General features: G+C 52.3%; 21 protein-coding genes. 15 read left to right on the top strand and 6 right to left on the bottom strand.

The genetic code is table 11. From position 1 onward, the window contains the following. Nucleotides 1-104 precede the first annotated feature (104 nt). Together B7989_RS08185 and B7989_RS08180 are read left to right on the top strand one after the other, a co-directional pair. Entirely contained in the window at nucleotides 105-1493 is a 1389-nt protein-coding gene (locus tag B7989_RS08185; RefSeq protein WP_088628031.1) for a hypothetical protein, read from the top strand. 2 nt (nucleotides 1494-1495) lie between these two features. After that, a complete protein-coding gene (locus B7989_RS08180; protein ID WP_088628030.1) occupies nucleotides 1496-2056 on the top strand; it encodes an NUDIX hydrolase in 561 nt (186 codons plus the stop codon). A gap of 108 nt (nucleotides 2057-2164) precedes the next feature. Here the strand turns inward: B7989_RS08180 and B7989_RS08175 are convergent, their stop codons facing one another. Further along, nucleotides 2165-3634, bottom strand: coding sequence for a hypothetical protein (locus B7989_RS08175; protein WP_144264998.1), 1470 nt, complete (start codon nucleotides 3632-3634; stop codon nucleotides 2165-2167). A gap of 82 nt (nucleotides 3635-3716) precedes the next feature. Here B7989_RS08175 and rsmG point away from each other — a divergent pair, with 82 nt between their 5' ends. After that, the gene (gene rsmG / locus B7989_RS08170) at nucleotides 3717-4490 is read left to right on the top strand and encodes a 16S rRNA (guanine(527)-N(7))-methyltransferase RsmG (RefSeq protein ID WP_233144321.1); all 774 of its coding nucleotides are present in this window, start codon (nucleotides 3717-3719) and stop codon (nucleotides 4488-4490) included. A 95-nt stretch (nucleotides 4491-4585) separates the two neighbouring features. Here rsmG and B7989_RS08165 read toward each other — a convergent pair whose 3' ends face one another. Continuing rightward, the gene (locus B7989_RS08165; protein ID WP_088628028.1) at nucleotides 4586-6763 is read right to left on the bottom strand and encodes a PorV/PorQ family protein; all 2178 of its coding nucleotides are present in this window, start codon (nucleotides 6761-6763) and stop codon (nucleotides 4586-4588) included. Continuing rightward, complete coding sequence (locus tag B7989_RS08160; protein ID WP_144264997.1) at nucleotides 6756-7319, bottom strand: hypothetical protein; 564 nt, start codon at nucleotides 7317-7319, stop codon at nucleotides 6756-6758. The genes B7989_RS08165 and B7989_RS08160 overlap by 8 nt, the downstream gene beginning before the upstream one ends. A gap of 72 nt (nucleotides 7320-7391) precedes the next feature. Between B7989_RS08160 and B7989_RS08155 the strand changes: the two genes are divergently transcribed. Beyond that, on the top strand, nucleotides 7392-8819 hold the full coding sequence (locus B7989_RS08155) for an FKBP-type peptidyl-prolyl cis-trans isomerase (RefSeq protein ID WP_233144320.1): 1428 nt from the start codon (nucleotides 7392-7394) through the stop codon (nucleotides 8817-8819). Nucleotides 8820-8860: 41 nt separating this feature from the next. Beyond that, nucleotides 8861-9928: a glucokinase gene (locus B7989_RS08150; RefSeq protein WP_088628026.1), complete on the top strand. Its 1068-nt coding sequence runs from the start codon at nucleotides 8861-8863 to the stop codon at nucleotides 9926-9928. Between the two features lie 101 nt (nucleotides 9929-10029). Here the strand turns inward: B7989_RS08150 and B7989_RS08145 are convergent, their stop codons facing one another. After that, entirely contained in the window at nucleotides 10030-10878 is an 849-nt protein-coding gene (locus tag B7989_RS08145; RefSeq protein ID WP_088628025.1) for an SPOR domain-containing protein, read from the bottom strand. A gap of 212 nt (nucleotides 10879-11090) precedes the next feature. On the opposite strand from B7989_RS08145, the gene rpsU reads away from it, so the two are divergent. The 4 genes from rpsU (at nucleotide 11091) to B7989_RS08120 (ending at nucleotide 14143) form a co-directional block, all read left to right on the top strand. Next, on the top strand, nucleotides 11091-11300 hold the full coding sequence (gene rpsU / locus B7989_RS08135) for a 30S ribosomal protein S21 (RefSeq protein ID WP_014546541.1): 210 nt from the start codon (nucleotides 11091-11093) through the stop codon (nucleotides 11298-11300). 140 nt (nucleotides 11301-11440) lie between these two features. Continuing rightward, nucleotides 11441-11911 (top strand): GatB/YqeY domain-containing protein, encoded by a 471-nt coding sequence (locus B7989_RS08130; protein WP_088628069.1) that lies wholly within the window; start codon nucleotides 11441-11443, stop codon nucleotides 11909-11911. Nucleotides 11912-11998: 87 nt separating this feature from the next. Beyond that, nucleotides 11999-12604: a hypothetical protein gene (locus tag B7989_RS08125; protein ID WP_144264996.1), complete on the top strand. Its 606-nt coding sequence runs from the start codon at nucleotides 11999-12001 to the stop codon at nucleotides 12602-12604. Nucleotides 12605-12613: 9 nt separating this feature from the next. Further along, the gene (locus B7989_RS08120; RefSeq protein ID WP_088628022.1) at nucleotides 12614-14143 is read left to right on the top strand and encodes a sigma-54-dependent Fis family transcriptional regulator; all 1530 of its coding nucleotides are present in this window, start codon (nucleotides 12614-12616) and stop codon (nucleotides 14141-14143) included. A 25-nt stretch (nucleotides 14144-14168) separates the two neighbouring features. On the opposite strand, the gene B7989_RS08115 is transcribed toward B7989_RS08120, so the two are convergent. Together B7989_RS08115 and B7989_RS08110 are read right to left on the bottom strand one after the other, a co-directional pair. Next, the gene (locus B7989_RS08115; protein ID WP_088628021.1) at nucleotides 14169-14780 is read right to left on the bottom strand and encodes an outer membrane beta-barrel protein; all 612 of its coding nucleotides are present in this window, start codon (nucleotides 14778-14780) and stop codon (nucleotides 14169-14171) included. Between the two features lie 29 nt (nucleotides 14781-14809). Then, complete coding sequence (locus B7989_RS08110) at nucleotides 14810-15430, bottom strand: hypothetical protein (protein WP_088628020.1); 621 nt, start codon at nucleotides 15428-15430, stop codon at nucleotides 14810-14812. A gap of 78 nt (nucleotides 15431-15508) precedes the next feature. Here B7989_RS08110 and tyrS point away from each other — a divergent pair, with 78 nt between their 5' ends. From tyrS to B7989_RS08080, 6 genes are all read left to right on the top strand, one after another. Next, nucleotides 15509-16843, top strand: coding sequence for a tyrosine--tRNA ligase (gene tyrS, locus B7989_RS08105; RefSeq protein ID WP_233144319.1), 1335 nt, complete (start codon nucleotides 15509-15511; stop codon nucleotides 16841-16843). Nucleotides 16844-16850: 7 nt separating this feature from the next. Next, a complete protein-coding gene (locus B7989_RS08100) occupies nucleotides 16851-17807 on the top strand; it encodes a 1-phosphofructokinase family hexose kinase (protein ID WP_088628019.1) in 957 nt (318 codons plus the stop codon). A gap of 3 nt (nucleotides 17808-17810) precedes the next feature. Next, the gene (locus B7989_RS08095; protein WP_088628018.1) at nucleotides 17811-18473 is read left to right on the top strand and encodes a futalosine hydrolase; all 663 of its coding nucleotides are present in this window, start codon (nucleotides 17811-17813) and stop codon (nucleotides 18471-18473) included. A gap of 4 nt (nucleotides 18474-18477) precedes the next feature. Continuing rightward, complete coding sequence (locus B7989_RS08090) at nucleotides 18478-19269, top strand: 1,4-dihydroxy-6-naphthoate synthase (RefSeq protein ID WP_088628068.1); 792 nt, start codon at nucleotides 18478-18480, stop codon at nucleotides 19267-19269. A gap of 129 nt (nucleotides 19270-19398) precedes the next feature. Next, a complete protein-coding gene (locus B7989_RS08085) occupies nucleotides 19399-19599 on the top strand; it encodes a hypothetical protein (RefSeq protein WP_072801029.1) in 201 nt (66 codons plus the stop codon). A gap of 195 nt (nucleotides 19600-19794) precedes the next feature. Further along, nucleotides 19795-21312, top strand: coding sequence for an OmpA family protein (locus tag B7989_RS08080; RefSeq protein ID WP_233144318.1), 1518 nt, complete (start codon nucleotides 19795-19797; stop codon nucleotides 21310-21312). Nucleotide 21313 lies beyond the last annotated feature (1 nt).

Genomic DNA, 21313 nt, shown 5'->3' with positions numbered 1-21313 from the left:
GTATAAATCGCGTATACCCGAGTAAACATCCTGTATCCACCTAAATCAGGGGCGAAAATGGCTTATTTTTTGAATTTTAGACCTTTTTTTCTATATTCCTCACTATGCTGGACCTCTATAACATTGTGGCGGAATTGTGTTCCGATATTGTAAGCTCCTGCTCGGAGAAATTTTTTGTTGAATACAGCTGTGTTTCTCCGGCCGAAAAATCCCGCATCGCAAAAGTCGTCCAGGCAGAAATTCCCGCGCTGTTTCAGGAATCCGACAATGGGGTGGGCGTTCGCGAACTTTCCTCCGAAAACCTAACCACGGAATTTCTTGAAAACTTGAAATCGCTCGTCAATCGGTTGAAAGCCGACCGCGATTATTACGCGCTACTGGGTCTTTTGCAAATTTTGGACCAGGCGATGGCTTCGCTGTTGAATCTGGCTATAGCGGAATTTGAACAGGAAAAATTTTCAATCGTACTGAATACCAACCGCGAATCGGTGGGGGTCGGGCTTTTGCCGCGTTGCTCTTGCATATGGGAACGCAAACACCGCCTGATTCACCGCTACAACAACCTCGAAAGTTTCCTGTACAATATCCTGCTCATCGAAAACTCGGTGCTCGGCGAACTGATTGACAAACATTACTTTTTGAAAGACGAATTGTTCCCGCATTTTAAGGAACGCAAAGCCGTAAAGATTGCGGCAACCCCTTTAAGGTTAGAACGGAATTTTAAAGTCCAGTTGACTGACAAGGATAAAATCCAGTACTTCAATATCGCTTACGAAAATCCTTCGTTTGAATCGGACAACGAACTCGTCTGGAAAAAGATTTGGACCGCCGCCGAAAACGAAAGCGATATCGTCGTGTTCCCGGAACTCCTCGGAAACGTGGAGACTACGGATTATGTGGCGAACAAAATCAAGTCGCTTTCGCCTGATGACGCCGCCAAAATTCCGTCGCTCATTGTGCTGCCCTCTTACTGGGAAAAGAACCGCAATGTCGTCACGGTCATGGACAAGTTTGGCAACGTGATTTGCAAACAGAACAAGCAAAACCCGTTCCGCAAGGAATTCAATGGTGTCGGCTACCTGGAACAAATCAGTTCCAATCTCGTGGTGAACATTTTGCACTACGAAGGCATTGGCCGCATCGCGATCATGGTCTGCCGCGATTTCTTGGAAACCGAGTACATGCAGCAACTCATGCGCTGCTTCAAGCTCACGCTGATAATCGTGCCGTCATTCTCGACAGGCTCCTACGATTTCCGCCGTTCGTTCGATTTGTGCGCCCACGAAGACTGCAACGTGGTCTGGGTCAATACCTGTGCCGCACTCATCAAAGGCAAAGAGGCAAACTTCCAAGACGTTGGCTACGTGCGCAAGCGAATCTCGCGCAACGAAGACGAAGCGCAAATGCTTTACAAGATGCCCATCTGCAGTGGCGCCTTCCATGGCGACTGCAAGCACGACTGCATTTACTACGAAACCATACAAAGGGTGTGATTATGGAATTTGAATCGATCGAAAAAATCCACCAGGGCAAATTCATTACCCGCTACGACATTCACTATAAAACCGTCAGCGGCAAGCCCAAGACTTACGAAATGATCAGCCGCAATCCCGACATTACGGGCCTCAAGGACATGCTTGAAAAGAAACCGCATGCGGTCGTCATGATTATGCACGACTGCACTGGCCAAAAACTCTTGCTTTGCAAGGAATACCGTATGGCCGTGGGCGAGAGCATCTACAATTTCCCGGCTGGATTGATTGATCCGGGCGAAACCTACGAAGAGGCGGCTGCCCGCGAACTCCGCGAAGAAACGGGCCTTTCTCTCATGCGCATCGACGAAGTCTGGAAACCGAGCTATTCCGCCGTCGGATTTTCCAACGAAAGAAATGTGGTCGTGGTAGGCGTTGCCGGCGGTGAAATCCGCCCCAGCGATTCCGAACTCGAAGAAATTCAGGCGCAGTGGTTCGACAAGAAACAAATTCGTGAAATCCTGAAAGACGAACGCCTCTCCGCCCGCACGCAGACCTATTGCGCCCTCTGGAGTAGACAATAGAAAGTGGTTAGTGATGAGTGATCTGGAATGTGAGATGTGAAATGTGGGATGAGTGATTATTCATTTCTCATTTGTCATTTCACATTACACATTGTTATGTATTTTCCTCTAAAACATAACCTTCGCTCTCATCGCCGCATGCAGCGGGTGCAACTCCTCATCAGCGGTTCGCCTGAATGTAACCGCCAACGATAACTGCAAAAAGTCATTCCCGACTTCGGCGCTGCTGCGTAATTGGATTTCACGTTTAGGCGCCCCCTTTGGAATCGTGACAGCAATGCCTGCGCTGTTGGCAGCATCCTGTGCGTAAGCGATTCCGGCTTCGTAAAGGGGCGTGCCAAATCCTTCGTCTCGCGTGTGCCTTGCGCGAACCTTTCCCGAAAATACCAGCTGCTCGCGGTCGACATTCCACGAAGACCTGATTTTTAGCGCCAAGTCATTTTGCCTGCAATGCTCTTCTGCCGAAAGGCAAGTGACGCTTGTGGCTGTCCTTAAAACGCCTGGGCCCGATTCTGCGCTCGCCTTGAGCCGAGTCTTACTTGTATCGCCTTCAAGCGGAATCATCGTCCGCGCATTGAGCGTCCATTTGCTTTTCCACGCATCGTGCGCCGTAACGCCAACGGTCTGGCTTCCCCAAAGTTTACTCTTTGCAATCGTCGCACTCAAGCGCGATTCCTCCGGCAACGAATCCCCATGTACGTAAGCGTCCGTCTTCCATGCAATTGTCGCATACTCCATCTTTTCGCGGTGCTGCAATTGCAATTTCATCAAGGGCAAATCGCCTGCATTTTCCGGGATCCACCAAACCGCAAAATTTCCCCAACTGCCTTTGGCCTGCGCCGAAACAGAATGCCTCTCCACGCTGTCGGCCGGGTGCCTGTGATTCCAGTAGGCAAGTTCCATTTCAAAGTCTTTTTCTTTTTTTGGTCCGCGGAAAGGCGTGAAGGCGAAACTCGGGCGGATCGTTTTCGCGGTATCCAGGAGTCCTCCAAATCGGAAGATTCCTATCGGGCTGTAAAGTGGATAGAATAAGGCGGTACCCCACAAGGTGTCAAGCGGAATCACGCTATGCAATTCCTTGGTCGAAATCTGGCCGAAGTGCGCTTCGCTGCCTTCATTCCGGTAAGTCAAGAGCGACTGCGTCCCAAGCCGTAAAGAATAGCGGTAAAAATTCAAGCGCAATTCCGTACGCCCGCTTTCCAAGCGCCCAAGCGAATCGGCGCGGCCTCGCCATTCAATATACCCATGCGGAACAAGGCTCGGCCGCGATTCCTTTTTCGTTTTTTTCTGTCGTGATTTCGCTTCCTTGCGCTTCGCTTTCTTCGGCTTGGGAACTTCTTCGCTCGCGCAACTTTCAAGCGCATACACCTCGGCGAGCATGCAGGCTTCTTGCTCGTTGCCTTCTTCAAGCAGGTCCAAGATTTCGCGGGCTTCGTCGCCGTCAATGATCCCGTCGTCCCACCATTCAAAAACTTGCGCCTCGGTAAGTCCATGCGCAGAGCCCGCATAGGCGGGCGTCAAATTTAAGGCGAACAGGATTAAGAAAACCGTTTGGTATGGGCGGTATAGAATTCTCATTTTTTTGGGGTCCTCTATATCTATACGCCAGATTCGCCGAAACTGTGAAAAATTGCCCCTAAAAAATTCTATTTTTGTTTTTATGGCAAACAACTGGTCTAAAAAGCCCTTCTCGAAGGCTCCTTCCCGCAATGCGTCCGCTGCCGGCCGCGACTTCGTGCCGCACCTCAAGGCTCCCCGTACCGACTTCCCGCTCTTTAACGGCAAGCGTGTCACGCCATCGCTCGCGGGCCTCGACAAGTTGCTGCATTACTACGGCGTAGAACTCCAGCCCGAAACCCTCAAGCAGATTTGGGAATTCCACCAGCTGTTGCGCGCCAATAACGACGACCAGGATCTGACGCGCCTCAATGCGTTTGAAACGATGGTAGAACGCCATTATGCCGACTGCACGCTCATCAATGCGTACGTGCCCAAGTGGCCCGCTCGCATGATCGATGTCGGTAGCGGCGCCGGTTTCCCCGGACTCCCGCTCAAAATCGTGAACCCTTCCATTCGACTCACGCTGTGCGAACCGCGCCCCAACCGAATCAACTTCTTGAATATGGTCATCGAAAAAATGGGCCTCAAGGGTATCGATGTGTTCGGCCACAAGGTCACTAGTCGCAGCATGACCATTCCGGTTGACGGCGTCATCAGCCGCGCCTTTGAACTGATGGAAAAGACGCTCCCGCGCATCGCCAATTCGCTGAAGGTGGGCGGCCGCGTGTTTTTCATGAAAGGCCCCGCCGTTGCCGACGAACTCAAGACTTTCCATCCCGAAGATTTCGGCTACAAGTTCGTGGGCAAGCATTTCTACACGATCCCGAACAGCACGCAAGAACGTGCCCTGATTATCCTCGAACGCGTAGAGTAGTTTTTTACAAAAATGCAAAAGAAAAAAGTCAGGCTTTTTCGCCTGACTTTAATATTTGTCGGATTGCGTTTTCACGCCTTGTGTGCGAACCTCTCCTAGAACTTGAACAGCATGCCAAAGCGCATCTGGCCGTCGCGAACGCCGTCGTTGTCGCCTACGTCCTTGATGGTGGCAAAGTCAAACTGCAACACGTCAGAGAGCATAAAGCCAAAGCCGAGATCGACTTCGTTACGCTTACCGGTCTGGTCGTAAAGGTAACCGGCGCGCAGTGCAATCGTATTGGCGTATACGAATTCAGTACCCAGGTTGAACACGCCCTGCATAATGGATTCCTTGACCTTGTTGCCGTCTCTTTCGGGGTGGATCAAGGACTTCCAGCTTGCAATGTAGAACGGTTCCGGATTACCCTTTTCGTCATCATAAACCACTTCGCGGTTGTAGTCGGCAACTACGGTCCACTTGTAATCAGCGAGGCTCAAAATTTCATAAGAAAGTCCCAAGCGCCATGTCAGCGGAATCGGGTCTTCGATCGTCTTGTCCACGTAGTAGACGCTCGGACCGATGTTGGTGAGAACCAAGGCGAAATTTAATTTGTCTATAAACAAGTTCTTCTTGAGCACGCCGATATCGAAAGCGTAACCGAAGGTAGTTGCTTCTTCTTCGCCTGCGGCCGCGCCGGAACTCAGGTCAGAATAAAAGAACTTGATCGAGAGGCCCAGGCCCCAGTCGTTCGGGAAGCGGGTGCCGTAGCTGAAGCCGCCCACGATTTCAGAACTGTTATAGGCAACCAAATCGTCGGCGTCCACATCGCCCGAGGCGACGGTCGAACCGAAGCTCACGAAGTTCACGAAGAATCCCAGCGTTCCCCAGTCATTCAGCGGAACCGTCATGCCTGCAAAAAGGTGGTACAGGTCCGGAATGTTCAGAATCGGCAAGAGCTTTTCGTAGAAGGCGGTAATCTGGTAGTCGGCATCCTTGAACTGCTCCATGCCGTTCGCGGTGCTGAACCAGACGTCGTTTCCTTGCGGGAGTACGGCCCAAACCTTGTTGGTGCTGAGGCCGTTACCGCTGTGGTAATGCACCCATTCGTCTTCGCTCTTGGTGGAACCTTCTTCTTCGGCGGCGGTACGTTCAAGTTCTGCCTTGCGGCCGCTTGCGGTGGCGTAGTCCGGCAGGTGGCGCCATACGCCCTTGTCGGTTGCAATCCAGATGCCGCCACGCTGGTCCACAGAAATGTCGTTCACCTTGTTGTCGGCGAACTGCACCTGTTCCCACTTGCGCAGCGTAAAGTGCGAAAGGCCTCCGTTGTGGGCGGCCCATACATGGCCCGAACTGTCGACGGCGAGTGCGGTCGGGTTCAAGTCCATAATGCCGTCTTCCTGGTTGAACAGGCTCCAACGGTCCTTGTCATTCACGCTCTTTTTCGGGATAAGTCTTGCAATGCCTGCGCCTTCGACCGCCACATAAAGTTCCTTGCGGTTTTCGGACCACACAAGTGCGCGGACCTTCTGGCTCGGGAGCACTTTACCTTTCTGTTCGAATTGACCGTTGCGGTAAACGAACAAGCCATCTTCGGTACCGATCCAGATCGAGGCGCCCTGGCTTTCGAGGGCGGTAATGCGGTGGTTGCCGAGTTCCTGGTCGTAGTTCTTCCAGGCCTTGCCGTCAAAACGGTACAGCGACTTGGGAGTACCCACCCAGAGCTTTTCGGTGCGGCTTTCGTAAAGGACTGCCGTAATGGTATCCTTCACGATCAAGTTCCAGGGCATCTTGACTTCGACCACGTGCTTTTCGTCGTCGGCGTTCTTGATGTCGTTGAATTTCTTCACCTGGCGGACGTATTCGTCGAGGCCATGTTCGGTGCCTACGTAAACCTTGACGGCATCGCGGACCTTGGCATTACCCTGCAGCGTAATGGAGTGGTAGTCGACCCACTGTTCGCCGTCGAATTTCTGGATGCCGTTGGCGGTACCTGCCCAAAGTTCGCTCTTGCTAAAGAAGCCGTCCTTGGAACGCGAAGCCATGCTCGTGAAGTAGGGGGCGTTCTTGGAATCGGCGGGGAAGCTCATGCGCCATTCGTCAGCCAGGGGGCCAAAGGCGAGACCTGCCGGGTTGTAGTACATGGCAGTCGGGTCGTCGGCGAGGGCGGCACCGGCTTCGCCCATACCCAGCTGGCGGGCGCCAACGGGCATTTCGAGCGTGATAATGGCAGAGCCAGCCGCAAAAGACAATGCGGGCGCAAAAACGAGAGCTGTAAGTAGAGATTTACGCAAGTTGCCTCCAATCGGGGACGTCGTAGTGGCTACCGTGCGAGGGCACAACTGCCTTCCAACCGGACTTGCTGGGGTTTTCCCAGGGTTGCTTGGGCAACAGCTTGCAATCGCAGCCTAAACAATAGGGCGGGAGAATTTCCGCGTGATTGCGGATCTGCTCGCGGGTAATAAAATTTTCGTCGCTCACGAACTTCACGTATTGCTTGCCCTTGGGGCCGAGCTCGATTCGGTAGGTGGCGGTGCCGTTCTTGTCGCCTTCGTCAATGGTGCGGATCGTTTCTTCCATGGTGGCGTTCCACCGGGCGATCAGTTCTTCCTTCTTTTCGGCGGTCAGGTCTTGAGTGTCGAGCCAGGACCTAAGGGAGGCTTCGGAAGGCTTTACGGCGTTGAGAGATTCGCGTGCGGGGCGGACTACTACGGCGTACTGGCCCGAAACGTCGATTACGCGCTTGGGCTCGTCCTTTTCGTCGGAACTGTGAATAATCACGTACGCGCCGATGGCGGCGAGTATCACGGACAACACAATTATCGCTATGACAATAATGACTGATAGCATATTTTATTCCATTTGGAATTATTCGTTACTCTCAAAAACTAGCATTTTCTAAATTGTGGGACAGGAGATTTTATGTTAAAATTGAAGATTTTTCTTGTATTGCTGATGTGTAGTGCCTGTTTTGCCATCCCCTTCAAGGTGGAAACGGTGAAGGAAGGCTCTGGAGACCCCATTAAGGCGGGTCAGCTCATCAGGGTGCATTACAAGAGCTATGTGTATTTGGACAGCGCTAGAATCTTGGCCGAAAAGGCACGCCTGGCCGATTCGCTCCGCATCGCAGATTCTTTGAGACTTGCTAACGACTACAATTCCGACCAGGTTGCCGGCGTGACGAAAGTTGACACGACTGCACTCCTGGACAAGTCTGCCAAAAACAAGAAGAAAAAGTCCAAGGACAAAAAGGAATCCAAAGCCGCAGTCGATACAGTGGCCGCAGCCCCTGTCGCAGAACCGGTAGCGCTTGCGACCTTCGTCGATTCAATTTCTCCGCTCCCGTTCGACAATCGATTCAGGATGTTCTCGGAATCCTATTCCGGCGGCGAACCGCTTGAATTCACGCTTGGCATGGGCCTTGTCATTGCAGGCTGGGAAAAGGGTCTTGTCGGCATGAAGCCGGGCGAAATCCGCAAACTCTACGTGCCCTATCAGATGGGCTACGGCGAAAATTCTCTCGAAGGCGTTCCTGAATATTCCGACTTATTCTTTATCGTAGAACTCGTCAGCGCCGACAAGCCGATGGAACCGGATGTATTCCCCAAGAATGTGGAAGGTCTCAAGTGGCGCGAAGCGGCCAAGGGCCTCAAGGTCTACGACGAAAAGGTCGGCACCGGCAAACCCGCCATGGTGGGCTCCGTGCTCAAGACGCATTACACGGGCTGGCTCCTTTCGGGCCGCAAGTTCGGTTCCTCTAAAGATATGGGTAAGCCGCTCTCGGTCGTGATGGGCGCCGGCAAAATGATCAAGGGCTGGGAAGTCGGTCTCGAAGGCATGCGCGAAGGCGGCGTGCGCTGGTTCCGCGTGTCTCCGGCCATGGGTTACGGCGCAACGGCCTACTCCATGATTCCTTCGAATTCGACATTGGTCTTCCGCGTGGAACTCGTCTCTTCCGAAGTAGACGACTCCGTTATCGCCAACATGGATTTCTTCCCCGATACCGCAACGCTTACGTTTGAAAACGGCCCCGAAGGTCTCCGCTATGCAATCATCAAGCAGGGCGAAGGCGAACCCGCCCAAAAGGGTAACGTGGCCAAGGTGCATTACACCGGCTGGCTCACCAACGGCTACAAGTTCGACAGCTCCCGTGACCGCGGCCAGGTCTTTGGCTTTACGCTGGGTGCGGGTCGCGTGATTCGCGGCTGGGAACTCGGCGTGCAGGGCATGCTCCCCGGCGAAAAGAGAATTCTGGTGGTCCCGCCCGGACTCGGTTACGGTGCTCGCGGTGCAGGACCTATCCCTGGCGGTTCAACTCTGATCTTTGCGGTTGAATATCTCGGAGAGTAATTAGTTATTATTTACCGGTACGAATAAAACTGGAGTTTTTTATGCAAATCAAATGGCTTAATCCCGATGCAAAATTTGACCGCCTCGTTCTGGCGGGCGATATTGGTGGTACCAACACGAACCTTGGCCTGGTGGGTTACAAAGACGGTAAGTTCACGCTGATTCTTGAAACCGATTGCCCGTCCAAGGATATTGATGGCCTGGATGCCCCGATTCGCGAAACGCTCAAAATCGCAGTCGAAAATCGCGCCGACTTGAAGCCCTCCCACATTTGCATTAGTGCCGCAGGTCCCGTGGCAAACAACAAGTGCGTCATGACGAACCTCCCGTGGAGTGTCGATGGCGATGCCTTGACTTCTGCTACTGGAATCCCGACGCTCGTCATTAACGACTTCATGGCCATCAGCTACGGCATTCCGACTCTCGATGTCGACGATCCGGCCCAGATTCACAAACTCGTGCATACCGACGGTAGCACGCCTGCTCCGCAGAAGACCACCAAGGCCGTGATTGGCCCGGGTACCGGCATGGGTGTCGGTTTCCTCGCTTTCGACGGTCAGAAGTACATTCCGGCATGCTCCGAAGGTGGCCACTCCACGTTTGCTCCGTTTGACAAGGATTCCCAGGAATTCCACGACTACATGGAAAAGAAGATTGGTACCGTGCCCGGCGTTGAACCGCTCGTTTCTGGCATGGGCCTTCGCAACATGTACGAATGGTGGAAGGAAACTCGCGGCGTTCCCGATAACGAAGCCTTCAAGAAGATCGAAGAAACTGAACCGAATGACCGCCCGAAGTACATCAGCCGCGCCAGCGATACCGATCCGGTCGCTGCCGAAATGATGCGCCTGTTCGTGAAGATGCTTGCCCGCTTTGCAAGCGACGCCGCAACGCTGTTCTTGCCGCTCGGTGGTTTCTACCTGGCCGGCGGTACCGTGCAGAAGGACCTTCGCTGGCTCGAACGCGACAACCTGTTCATGAAGTATTTCGAAAAGAACTACAATCCGAACATCCGTCCGCTCCTGAACAAGATTCCGGTGTACGTGATCAAGGATTACAGCATCAGCCTGTATGGCGCTGCCAACGCAAGCCTGAACTTGCAGAAGTGATGCCCATTCGACAAGCTCAGGGCTGGCTCCGCGTCATCCTGAGCTAAACGAAAAAAAACTCCGCCAAAGCGGAGTTTTTTTGATATCCATATTCTCGAGACTTATTCCCAGTCGTCGAAGTTGTCTGCGGCCGGAGCTGCAGGGGCGGGAGCCGGTGCCGGGGCGGGTTCAGGTGCCGGAGCAGGAGCCGGTTCGGGTGCCGGGGCAGGAGCAGGCTCAGGTGCAGGAGCGGGAGCCGGTTCGGGTGCCGGGGCAGGAGCAGGCTCAGGTGCAGGAGCCGGTTCCGGTTCAGGTGCGGGGGCCGGTGCCGGAGCGGGTTCGGGCTCGGGTGCCTGGGCCGGTTCATTATAAGTATTGGAATTAGAGTAAGAATTGTTCGAATAGTATTCGTCGCCGCCGGGGTTACCCACGTCGTCGTTCTTGCTCTTGTCTACCCACCAAGCGAAGTTGAGCGGGGTAAGGACTTGCTTGCCGTATTCCTGGGCGTTTGCGCTAGATTCGAAATAGCCCACGCGAATGCGGTAGTAGGTACCTTCGAGTTCGCCCGGGTTTTCCACTTCGGCAATGTATGCCTTCACGTTATTTTCGGCGAGTTTCTTCACGATGCCGTCGGCTGCCCTCTTGGAGGACTGGATGCTCACCTGGACGACGTATTCGCCCTTGGAAAGCGGCTGGATACCGCCAGCGAGTGCCGGCGCGGCGTTCTTTGCAGGTTCTTCGACCGCGGCGTCCTTGGAGTCGGCGTTTCCGGAAAGGGACTGGATCGGAACGAGTTCCGGTTCGTCGGCCTTGGCCTGTTCGGCGGGCTGTTCTGCGGGTTGTTCGGCAGGAGCCTGGGCGGTGGGCTTAGGCTGTTCCATCTTCGGAACCATTTCTTCATCTTCATTGCAGGCGACAAGCAGGGAGCTTGCGAGGGCAATGGCGCTCAGAGACAAGATTGATTTTTTCATCCAATTCTCCAATTTTTTAGAAAATAAGACAACAAAAGCGGTCTTTTATAACAAAAATATACATAAGTCTTTGATAAACCGCAAGTTAAATTGTAAAATTTATTCAAAAAAGGCGGGAAAACGGGCTTTTTATTATACCCTTGACGAATTTCCGTCAATTAAATATATTTGGCTATCCAAAAACGAATTTCTAATTTAACCAAAGGATAATCGTGATCGGCGTAATTGTTAAGTCCAACGAACCTTTTGAACGCGCTCTCAAGCGTTTCACCAAGTCCTGCGAAAAGAATGGCATCATTTCCGATGTCAAGAAGCGTCAGCGCTTCGAAAAGCCTTCTGAAGAAAAGAAGCGCATCGAAACTGCTGCTCGTCGCAAGCGCTTGAAGGAAATCGCTGACCAGAACCGTAAGCGCCTCTACTAATTTGCTCCCGGTTTCCGGGTCAAATTGGCAGTCGCCATCAAGGCATCGATTTTTGTAATGAGTCGTCGGTCTATGACCGGTGGCTCGTTGCGTGTTTCTAGAGAATTCCAACCGCGGATATGTCCGCAAAGGGTAAAACCATGAGCAGTGCATTGCTGACTAAGATTAAGGATGATATCAAGGCCGCCATGAAGGCGCACGATTCCGAAACTCTCGGAACGCTCCGTACCCTCCATTCCGACATCAAGAACGAAGCCATGAAGAACGGTGCCACTCCGGCCCAGATCGAAGAAACGATCACCGACGAAATGTGCGTCGACGTTCTTGCCCGTAGTGTCAAGCAGAAGCAGGAAGCCATCGACATCCTCACGAAGGGTGGCTTCATGGATAAGATTCCGGCCGAAGAAGCAATCATTGCACTGTACCGCAAGTACATGCCCGCCGAAATGACCGAAGACGAAGTCAAGGCCCTCATTGCAGAAATCAAGGCCGCGACGGGTGCTTCTAGCCCCAAGGACATGGGTAAGATCATGAAGGAACTTTCCCCGAAGGTCAAGGGCCGTTTCGACGCCAAGCGCGCCTCCGCTCTCGTGCAGGAAGCGCTGAAGTAAGAAGCCGCAACCTTGTGATTAAGGAGTCTTCCCCGACTTGGTCGGGGGACTCCTTTTTTATATCAAACAAAATGTTATATTGGTAATATGCTAAAAAGGTTAGGACTTCTTTTCATGTTCGTCTTTATGTCGTATGCTTCGGCGTCCGGCATTTCCTGGAAAACGGTTGACGTCAAAGTCGGGCCCTTCATTGGGGGCTGGAACGATGTCTCGACAACGATGACAGGCTTGTCGCTTTCGGTGGTGAAACCGGTAACGTCTTTCATCGGTGTTGGTGTTGTGGCCGAATTTGGAACATCGGCTTCGGAATGCGAAGATTGCATGGAATATGAGTTCAAAGAACTTTCCGAAGGGGTTCTTGTCAACTTTAATTACCCCATCTGGGGAGGCTTCACCATTGTCACGAACTTTATGTTCCTGGTTGATTTTCAGGACGGAACTTATGCCGGTATAGATGGTACCGTTAGGACCGAAGCCTTTGATGAAGAAGGAAATCGTTTCGAGGCATACCAATATGAGTATGACGAAGGGGATTATTACCGCGAATCCTTTATGTTCCGCTCGAGTTTGGGCTTTGCCTGGCGTACCAAGAAGAATGTTTTCGGATTGGAATTTTACCCGGTAAACTATGCCATAACAGAATATGATGCCTGTTTGGCTTTTGCGTTGAATGCGGTTTTCCGGATTTTTTAGGAGATAATCTTGCCTACCTCGCAATCCAAAATCCAGGAACTGGAACTGCTCTACAAGATCAGTTCCATTCTGAACCAGACGCTTGATTTCGAAAGCGTCGCGCATCCGATTTTGGAGGTGGTGGAATCTACGATGGGCGTGGAACACGCGACCCTCACGCTGTACAACCGCCATACCGGTGAAATCTCCATTGAAATTGCAGAAGGCCTTTCGAGCCGTCAGGCGCGCAAGGGCCGCTACAAGGTGGGTGAAGGTATTACCGGCCGCGTCGTGGAAACCGGTAAGCCGATTATCATTCCCTCGGTGGCAAAAGACCCGGACTTCTTGGATCGTACAGGGCGCGGTAAGACCGAAGACAAGGCCTTCCTTTGCGTGCCCGTGATTATGGAACACCAGGTGATTGGCGCCTTCAGTGCCGACGTCCAGAATCCGGTCGAAGAAGAACTCCCTGAAAAGCTCCGCCTGCTTGAAATTATCGCACAGATGCTTGCGGCGGCAGTGAAGCTCCGTCGCGAAGCCCGCGAAGAAAATGAACTCTTGAAGGCCGAAAACGAACGCTTGACCTTGGAGCTCAAGGACCGTTTTCATCCGGATAATATCATCGGTCGCTCTAGCGAAATGCAGCGCGTGTATGCGCAGATTGACCAGGTGTCCCGCAGCCCCCTGCCTGCGCTTATCGTGGGCGAGGTCGGTACGGGCAAGGGGCTCGTGGCCGAAGCTATCCATTACCGTTCCGACCGCAACATGGGCCCGTTCGTCCGCGTCCATTGCGCCTCGATGCCGGAATCCGTTTTGGACCGCGAGCTCTTCGGTAGCGAACGTGGCGCCTTGGTGGGTGTCATTTCCGAGACGCCCGGCCGCGTAGAACAGGCCGAAGGCGGCACGCTCTTCCTCGACGAAGTGGGCGAACTTTCGCCGAACCTTCAGGTGAAACTTTTGCGCTTGCTTCAGCATGGCGAAGTCGAGCGTATTGGCGCCCGCATTTCAAAGAAGGTGAACGTGCGCGTGATTGCGGCCACCACCAAGAACCTGCAGCAGATGGTCGAAGAAGGAACCTTCCGCGAAGACCTATATTACCAGCTGCATATCTTCCCGATTTACGTGCCGCCGCTTCGCAACCGCAAAACCGACATCGTGCTCCTGGCGGACCACTTCGTCGAACATTACTGCCGCATTGTGGGCAAGAACGTGCGCCGTCTCGCTCGTACGACCATCAACATGCTCATGAGCTACCCGTGGCCCGGAAATGTGCGTGAACTCGAAAACGGAATCGAGCGCGCTATCCTTGTGGCTGACGAAGACGTCATTTACCCGCACCATTTCCCGACCACGCTCCAGACCGCCGAAACCAGCGGCACTCCTGTGAACGGCAACCTGAAACTCATGGTGGAGGCCTACGAGAAAGACATCATCTGCGATGCCCTCAAGAGCAGCAAGGGAAAGATTGCTGCCGCCGCCCGCAGCCTTTCCACGACTCCGCGCATTCTTACATATAAAATAAACCAGCTTGGCATAGACCTCGCTGGTTTCGGCAAATAGTTTTGCGGGGCTACAGCCCCGTTTTTTAGTTGTATGTCGCGGAAAACCTTAGACTGATGGAAAGCGAAGATTCTCTAGCGTCGGCGAGATTTGTTTCAAAGCCGTACAAAAGTGCTGCTGTCGCACCGATGCCCCAGTTGTCGCTGACCCACCATTCCTTACCGGCTGCAATCTGGAATGCAAATCCGCTGCGGGAATATTTGTCTGGGTTAGTGACTACACGGGCATGGAAGGTAGAAATGTCGTCATAGACGCGGAATTGTCCAATGCCAAGGGATGCAGAAGCAAGATAGTTTCCCGGGAAATAGAGGGTGGTGCCGATGCCCAGCAGCGACAGGTTCGCTTTGACTTCGTTGTCATCGCGTCCTTCTCCAACGCTTTCTGTGGGGGTGTCTCCGGTTAAGGTGATGTGTACGGCAACCATGTCTGTTACGCTACAGCCGAGCTTTACATCAATATCGGTAGCAAGACCGGAATGACCGTAAGTGTCTTCGTCATAATTGTATGTAGTGTAGTCCATAGACTGGTAGCCCATGCCCATGGCGAAGTTCAAAAAGAACCCGTCGTGGACATGCGGTTCCGATGTAGCGAAAGAAAGTGATGCCGCAAGGGCTGTCAACATGAAGAGCTTTTTCATTTCGTTCTCCTTGAAAGGCTTATGTGTAATTAGTTGAATGTGAACGTGGCGCTAAGCGAGAACATGTTGGTGGTCGCTTCGTTCTTTTCGTTATCGTATTCGCCTTCAGCCGAGGTGTAGGTGTACGAGAATGCGATGCCGAGGCCAAGTTCTTCGTGAATCCACCATTCCTTACCGATTGTTGCGATGATTCCAAAACCGGAATCAAGATTCAGAAAATCGGCGGATTGGTTTCCGAAGGTTACGCTGTAAGTGGTGACACCGGCCGATGCGCCGAGGAATACGTTGCTTCCGCCAGGAATATAGAAGGTTGCGCCGCCGCCCATAAAAAGAATGTCGAAACCATCGTGCGACAAGCGGTCGTCTCTGCCGGTCTTGCTGGTGGCTTCCAAATCAGGATAGAGCTGGTTCATGGCGAATGTTGCATGAATGATAAGCCCATTAACAATGGCTCCGCCGATTTTGATAGAAGCTTCTGCTTGAAAACCGTTGGATTCAATTTGGGCAAAACCATCATCAATGTCGTCATTGAATGTTCCGTAACCTAGTCCGGAAGTGACGCTGAAAAAGAATCCGTCATGGGTGAAAGGAGCCGATACGGCAAAAGAGAGGGAGGCCGCAAAGGCGATTAGCGCAAATAGCTTTTTCATAGAGTTCTCCTTTAAACGGCAAAAAAGATAGAAATATGTTTTTCTATATTTGATTTTTGTAAAACAAAAGGAAATAAAATGCAATTCCGTCCTGTAAAAGAACAGCTTGATATTTTGATGCGCGGTGTTATTGACGTTGTGCCGCAAGATGAACTTGAAAAGAAACTTCAGAAGTCTTATGATACCGGTGTTCCTCTCCGTGTCAAGATGGGTGTGGACCCGACCGCCCCGGATGTGCATTTTGGTCATACGGTCGTGATGCGCAAGCTCCGTCAGTTCCAGGACCTCGGTCATACCGTCGTCCTCATCGTGGGTGACTACACGGCTCAGATTGGTGACCCGAGCGGCCGCAACAAGGCCCGTCCGCGTCTCAGCCATGAACAGGTTCTCGAAAACGCCAAGGAATACCAGGAACAGTTCTTCAAGGTGGTCCGCCGCGACCAGGTGGAAATCCACTACAATGGCGAATGGTTCTCCAAGCTCCCGTTCAGCAAGGTGACCGAACTCATGGGCCAGTTTACCGTGGCTCAGATGCTTGAACGCGAAGACTTCCACAACCGCTATGCCGCCAATACGCCGATCAGCCTACACGAATTCATGTACCCCATGATGCAGGGTTACGATTCCGTCGCCATCAACAGCGACGTGGAACTCGGCGGTACCGACCAGAAGTTCAACGTGCTTCGCGGTCGCGACTTGCAGCTTTTCGAAGGCATGGAACCGCAGATCGGTCTCTTCATGCCCATCCTCCTCGGTACCGACGGCAAGGTCAAGATGTCCAAGTCCATCGGTAACTACGTGGGCCTCAACGAACCGGCCGACGTGATGTACCACAAGATTTACAGCCTCGCCGACAGCATCGTCGAAAACTGGTTTGAACTCCTCACCAACATCCCGCTTGCAGAAATCAAGCAGATGATGGCCGACATTGCCGCAGGCAAGATGAACCCCAACGATGCCAAGCACCGCCTCGCTATTGACATCGTGACGCAGTACTACGGCGCAGAAGCCGCCGAGGCCGCCGCTGCCAAGGAACGCGAAATCCACAGCGGTAACGCTATCCCGAGCGATGCTGCCGAGTGTAATCTTGAACCGGGGAAATATGGCGTACTAGACCTGCTGGTAAAGATTAAGGCTTTTGCATCCAAGGGCGAAGCTCGTCGTATGGTCCAGAATGGAGGTGTTACCTCTATGGGCGAAGTCTTAATTCTCTTGGGAGATGGAGCTGTCGTAAATACTGAAGTGGTACCGATAGATTCTTTTGGAAATATTGATCCTTATCGAAATATGAAAGTTGTTAATAATGGAATTGAATGGAAAGTTGATGACTTGCAGGCTCAATTGGTTGTTGAAAAAGGATCTCAACTTGTTGTGAAGGTGGGCAAGCGCAAGTTCTTCAAGGTGAATTTCTAGGAAAGCCATGTCCCAGGAAGTCCTCATATTAGGTTTGAATCCCGCGTGGCAGCGCTTGTTCTATCTGGACAAGTTCACGCCCGGCGAGGTTCATCGCATCGAGCGCGTCGAAGAGTATGGTTCCGGCAAGGGAATCAACTGCGCCCTCGTGCTCCGCCTTTTGGGCGGATCCCCTCTGATGATGCATTTCTTGGGCTCTGAACACGGCTCCCGCATCTTTGATGAAATCTCCGCTTACGGTATTCAGCAGGCTCCTGTCTGGATCAAGGAACCGACGCGCATTTGCACGACGATTGTTTCTGGCGGCGATTCTACGGAACTCATCGAACCCTCGCCGGACCTCACGGAATACGAGAACGAAGATTTTATCCAGACCCTGAATGACTACTGGAGTTCGACCCAGTGTGTGGCTCTTTGCGGTACATTCCCGCAGGGCTTTAACATAGACCAGTTGAACGCCCTCGACTTTACGGGTAAAAAGATTTTTGTCGATGCCATCGAAGGTATCGATACTTGGCTCGAAAAGGGTGTTGAACTCTTGAAGATCAACATGCAGGAATACTGCAAGCTGCTCACGCGTCTTGGCCTTCCCATTGTCCTGTCGAGCCCGCAGTTCTGGAAAATGACTGCCACGGCGGTCCTTGAACGCTTGCCGATCAAGGCGCTTGTGGTAACCGACGAAGACGCTCCGGTTCGCGCTTTCCGCCTTGTCGAAAAGAAATTCCAGGGCGTGCAGATTCAGCCGCCCCAGATTCAGGTGAACAACCGTATCGGAGCGGGGGATTCCTTCTTTGCCGGCTGGCTTTATGCCGATGGCATGGGCATGGATTTTGAACAGTGCCTTATCAAGGCGACTGCGGTTGCGACGGCCCGTTGCGAAGTCGACCGCCCCTGTAACCTTAAGCTTGAACGCGTCGCCGAAGTGGAGGCGATGCTTGTTGATGCGGTGGAAAAACTGGAGTAAACCGTGCTTTTCCCCGACAAGAATAATTTGTTCGCGTTTGCAACGCCAATGGAATTTATTTCTTGTTTCCCGGAATACGCCGGTACTGCCGACAATATCACTTCAGACAAACTAATCGAACTCTCGGAAAACCGAGGCTACGCCTGCATTCTCGGAATGGGAATCTTGAGTTTTTCGACGAATTTGACCTACCTGATCAGCTCTGCCAAGCAGCAGGGAATTCATTTTACGGCAGTGTATATTCTCGGTGTCTGTGGGGCTTATCCCGGCCGCGGAATCGATGTCCTCGACGTTGTCCGTGTCGATTCCGAAAGCGTGGGGGATATGGGCTATCAAGAAAAGGACGGCTCCTTTTTCCCGTTCCCAAGTACCGTTCGCGCCACAGCCGCAGAACACGCTCCAACCCATTTGCAAAAGCTGAAATCGGCCGTAGGCCTTACGGTAAATTGCTGCACGGGCACAGAAGAGTTTGCCCTTTTGCGTTCCAAGACATTTGATGCCGATATCGAGAATATGGAAGGTGCGGCCGGAATTGCGGCCTGTATGGCCCACAACATGCCTGTTTTCGAAATTCGCGCCGTTTGCAATATGGCAACCACCCGCGACCGCGCTTCCTGGAAATTCCAAGAAGCCCTCTCGGCCCTTCGCAAAACGATTTTTGGGTAATTTCATGCGTCTCAAACTCGGAATTTCCACTTGCCCCAATGACACCTACATTTACGAAGCTCTTGTCCAGGGGCTTGAAAATTCGCCCTTTGAATGGGATGTCCACTTTGCCGACGTGCAAACGCTCAACGAAATGGTGCGTCGCGGTGAGCTCGATGTGGCCAAGGTAAGCGCCCAGGTATACCCCAAAATCGAAGCGGAATACGCCTGTCTTGGCTGTGGTGGCGCTATCGGGTATGGTTGCGGCCCGTTGTTGCTTTCGTCCGTGGGCAACGCTTTTTGCCCCGAAAAACCGGTCGTTTTGCCCGGTGCGGACACGACTGCTGCCCTTTTATTCAAGTTTTGGCATAAAAAAACGGGCCAATCCGAGCAGAAAATCGAATATGCCCTGTTTGACCAGGTGTATCGTTCCTTGCGCTCCAAAGAGGCCGTTCAAGGCGTTGTCATACACGAACACCGTTTTACCTGGAAACGTGACGGCCTTTATTTATTGCAAGATTTAGGCGCTTTCTGGGAAGAGAATACGGGTACGCCGATTCCGCTTGGAATCGCTGTAGCAAAGAAAACTCTTGGTGTCAACACCATTTTCCAGATCGAAGACGAAATCCGGAAAAGTCTAAATATTGCCCGCAAACGCGAAAATTTGGTCACTCCTTTTATCGATAAATTGGCCCAAATTGACGACCCGAATGTCATGGAAGCGCACATCCGGATGTTCGTAAATGACTTTTCCGAAGAGGTCGGAGAACGGGGTCGGGCCTCTCTCAGGTACCTTTGGACCCTTGTCAAGGGCTAAAATCGTGTTAAATTTTGGCAAAATAGGCGATTTTTGGCCTATTTTGAACATTTTTTTACAAAACGGCTAAATTTTAGGAATAACTTTAATTTATTTTCCATACTGCATATCTTTATATGGAGTTTGCTTATGAGCTTAGTGAACGATCTTGAACTGGAAGTCGAGAACTTCAAGCGCGAGTACGAAAAGTTCGAGCGCGGTAACAAGTCTGCTGGCACCCGTGCCCGCAAGGTTCTGCAGGACATCAAAAAGACCTGCCAAGAAATTCGCGTGTCTATTCAAGGCGCGAAAAAGGAAGAGGAAAAGGCCGAACCGGCATCCGCCGATTGACCTCGAATGGGCTAATAATACCTCGATGAACCGATTTATTCGACATTTTCTCAATAATTTTGGCATTTTTTGCGAAAAGCGTTTGACTAATGCCGTTTTTAGAGGTATATTCCCACTTGAATTTTGCATTTGCCGTTTTGGCAGGTGTATAGGTTTTAATTTCAAAGTGTTCTATGATTGGAGAAACGTAGCAGTATGACCCTAAAGAAACTGGTCTTAATCACGGCCGGGGCGATGCTTCTTTCTGGAACCGCCATGGCAAAGAATATCAATGTTCCTGGCGACTATCAGAAAATTGCAGACGCACTCGGTAATGCGGACGCCGGGGATACCATCCTTGTCAAACGCGGAACTTATAACGAAAACATCACCTTGATCATGGGTGTTGTTCTTAAGGGCGAGGATCCCCATACTACCATCATTGATGGTGGCCGCAGAGGTCCGACCGTCATGGGTACTTCGGGCGCCGAAATGTCGCACTTCACTGTGAAGAACGGTCTCGAAGGTATCCTTTGCGAAAACGCAGCCCCTTACATTCACCATTGCTACGTGCTTGATAACCACGCCACCGGTATCGGTGCGTTTATCTCGCTCCCGCATCTCCGCAACAACGTGGTGTACGGCAACCGCTGGTCCGGTATTCTCGCCTGGGGTGCAAAGTCCCTTGACGCCTTTATCGAACACAACGTCGTCCTCCGCAACGGCTACTCTGGCCTTGCATTGAAGGGACCGACCAACGTGACCGCACGCAACAACATCTTCATGGAAAACCACTACTACGGTGTGTTCGCCGACCCCGCTGCCGGCCAGACCAAGGTGGAATACAACAACATCTACAAGAACTACTATCCGTTCAACCAGTTCATCAAGGTGAACCGCACGAACGTTTCGCTCGACCCGAAGTTCATCAATCCTTCGCTGTCGCAGCCGAACTTCTACTGCCAGTCCACCTCGCCGATGCTCAAGCGCGGTAAGGGCAAGGCAGACATCGGTCTGACTGCCGCCGAACTGGTGAAGGAAGAAGAAGTGGTCGAAGAAACCCGTAACCCGGATACCGATGGCGATGGCCTTTGCGATCCGTGGGTTTCCGAAGAAGGCGTTTCCGACAAGTACGCAAGCGTCTGCACCGGCCTCGACAACTGCCCCGAAGAAGCTGAAGACTTCGACGGTTACCAGGATGACGATGGCTGCCCGGATGCCGACAACGACCGCGACGGTCTCTGCGACCCGTGGGTTGAAGCTAAGGGTATGCTCGCAACGTTCGCTCACATTTGTAAGGGCGTTGACCTCTGCCCGGAACAGGCAGAAACTCTCAACAGCTATAAGGATGAAGATGGTTGCCCGGACGAAGTCCCGCAGCCGCCTAAGAAAGTCTTCGTGTTGGAAGGCGTGAACTTCGAATCCGGTAAGGCTACGATTACTCAGGATTCCTACGTCTCTCTCATGAAGGTGGTAGACATTATGGAAACCTTCCAGGAAGCAACCTTCGAAATTGTCGGTCACACTGACAACGTCGGTAGAAAAGAATCGAACATGCAGCTCTCTGCAGACCGCGCCGCTTCCGTGAAGAACTTCCTCGTGGAAAAGGGCATCAACGAAAGCCGCATCGTTACGAGCGGTAAGGGTGACACCGAACCGGTTGCCACGAACAAGACCCCTGAAGGTCGTGCCCAGAACCGTCGTATCGAGTTTATCCGTACGGATATCAAGTAAA

Source organism: Fibrobacter sp. UWB5 (assembly GCF_002210295.1).
Classification (GTDB): Bacteria; Fibrobacterota; Fibrobacteria; order Fibrobacterales; family Fibrobacteraceae; genus Fibrobacter.
The sequence above is the reverse complement of the archived record's forward strand: the minus strand, read 5'-3'. Positions and strand labels throughout refer to the sequence as shown.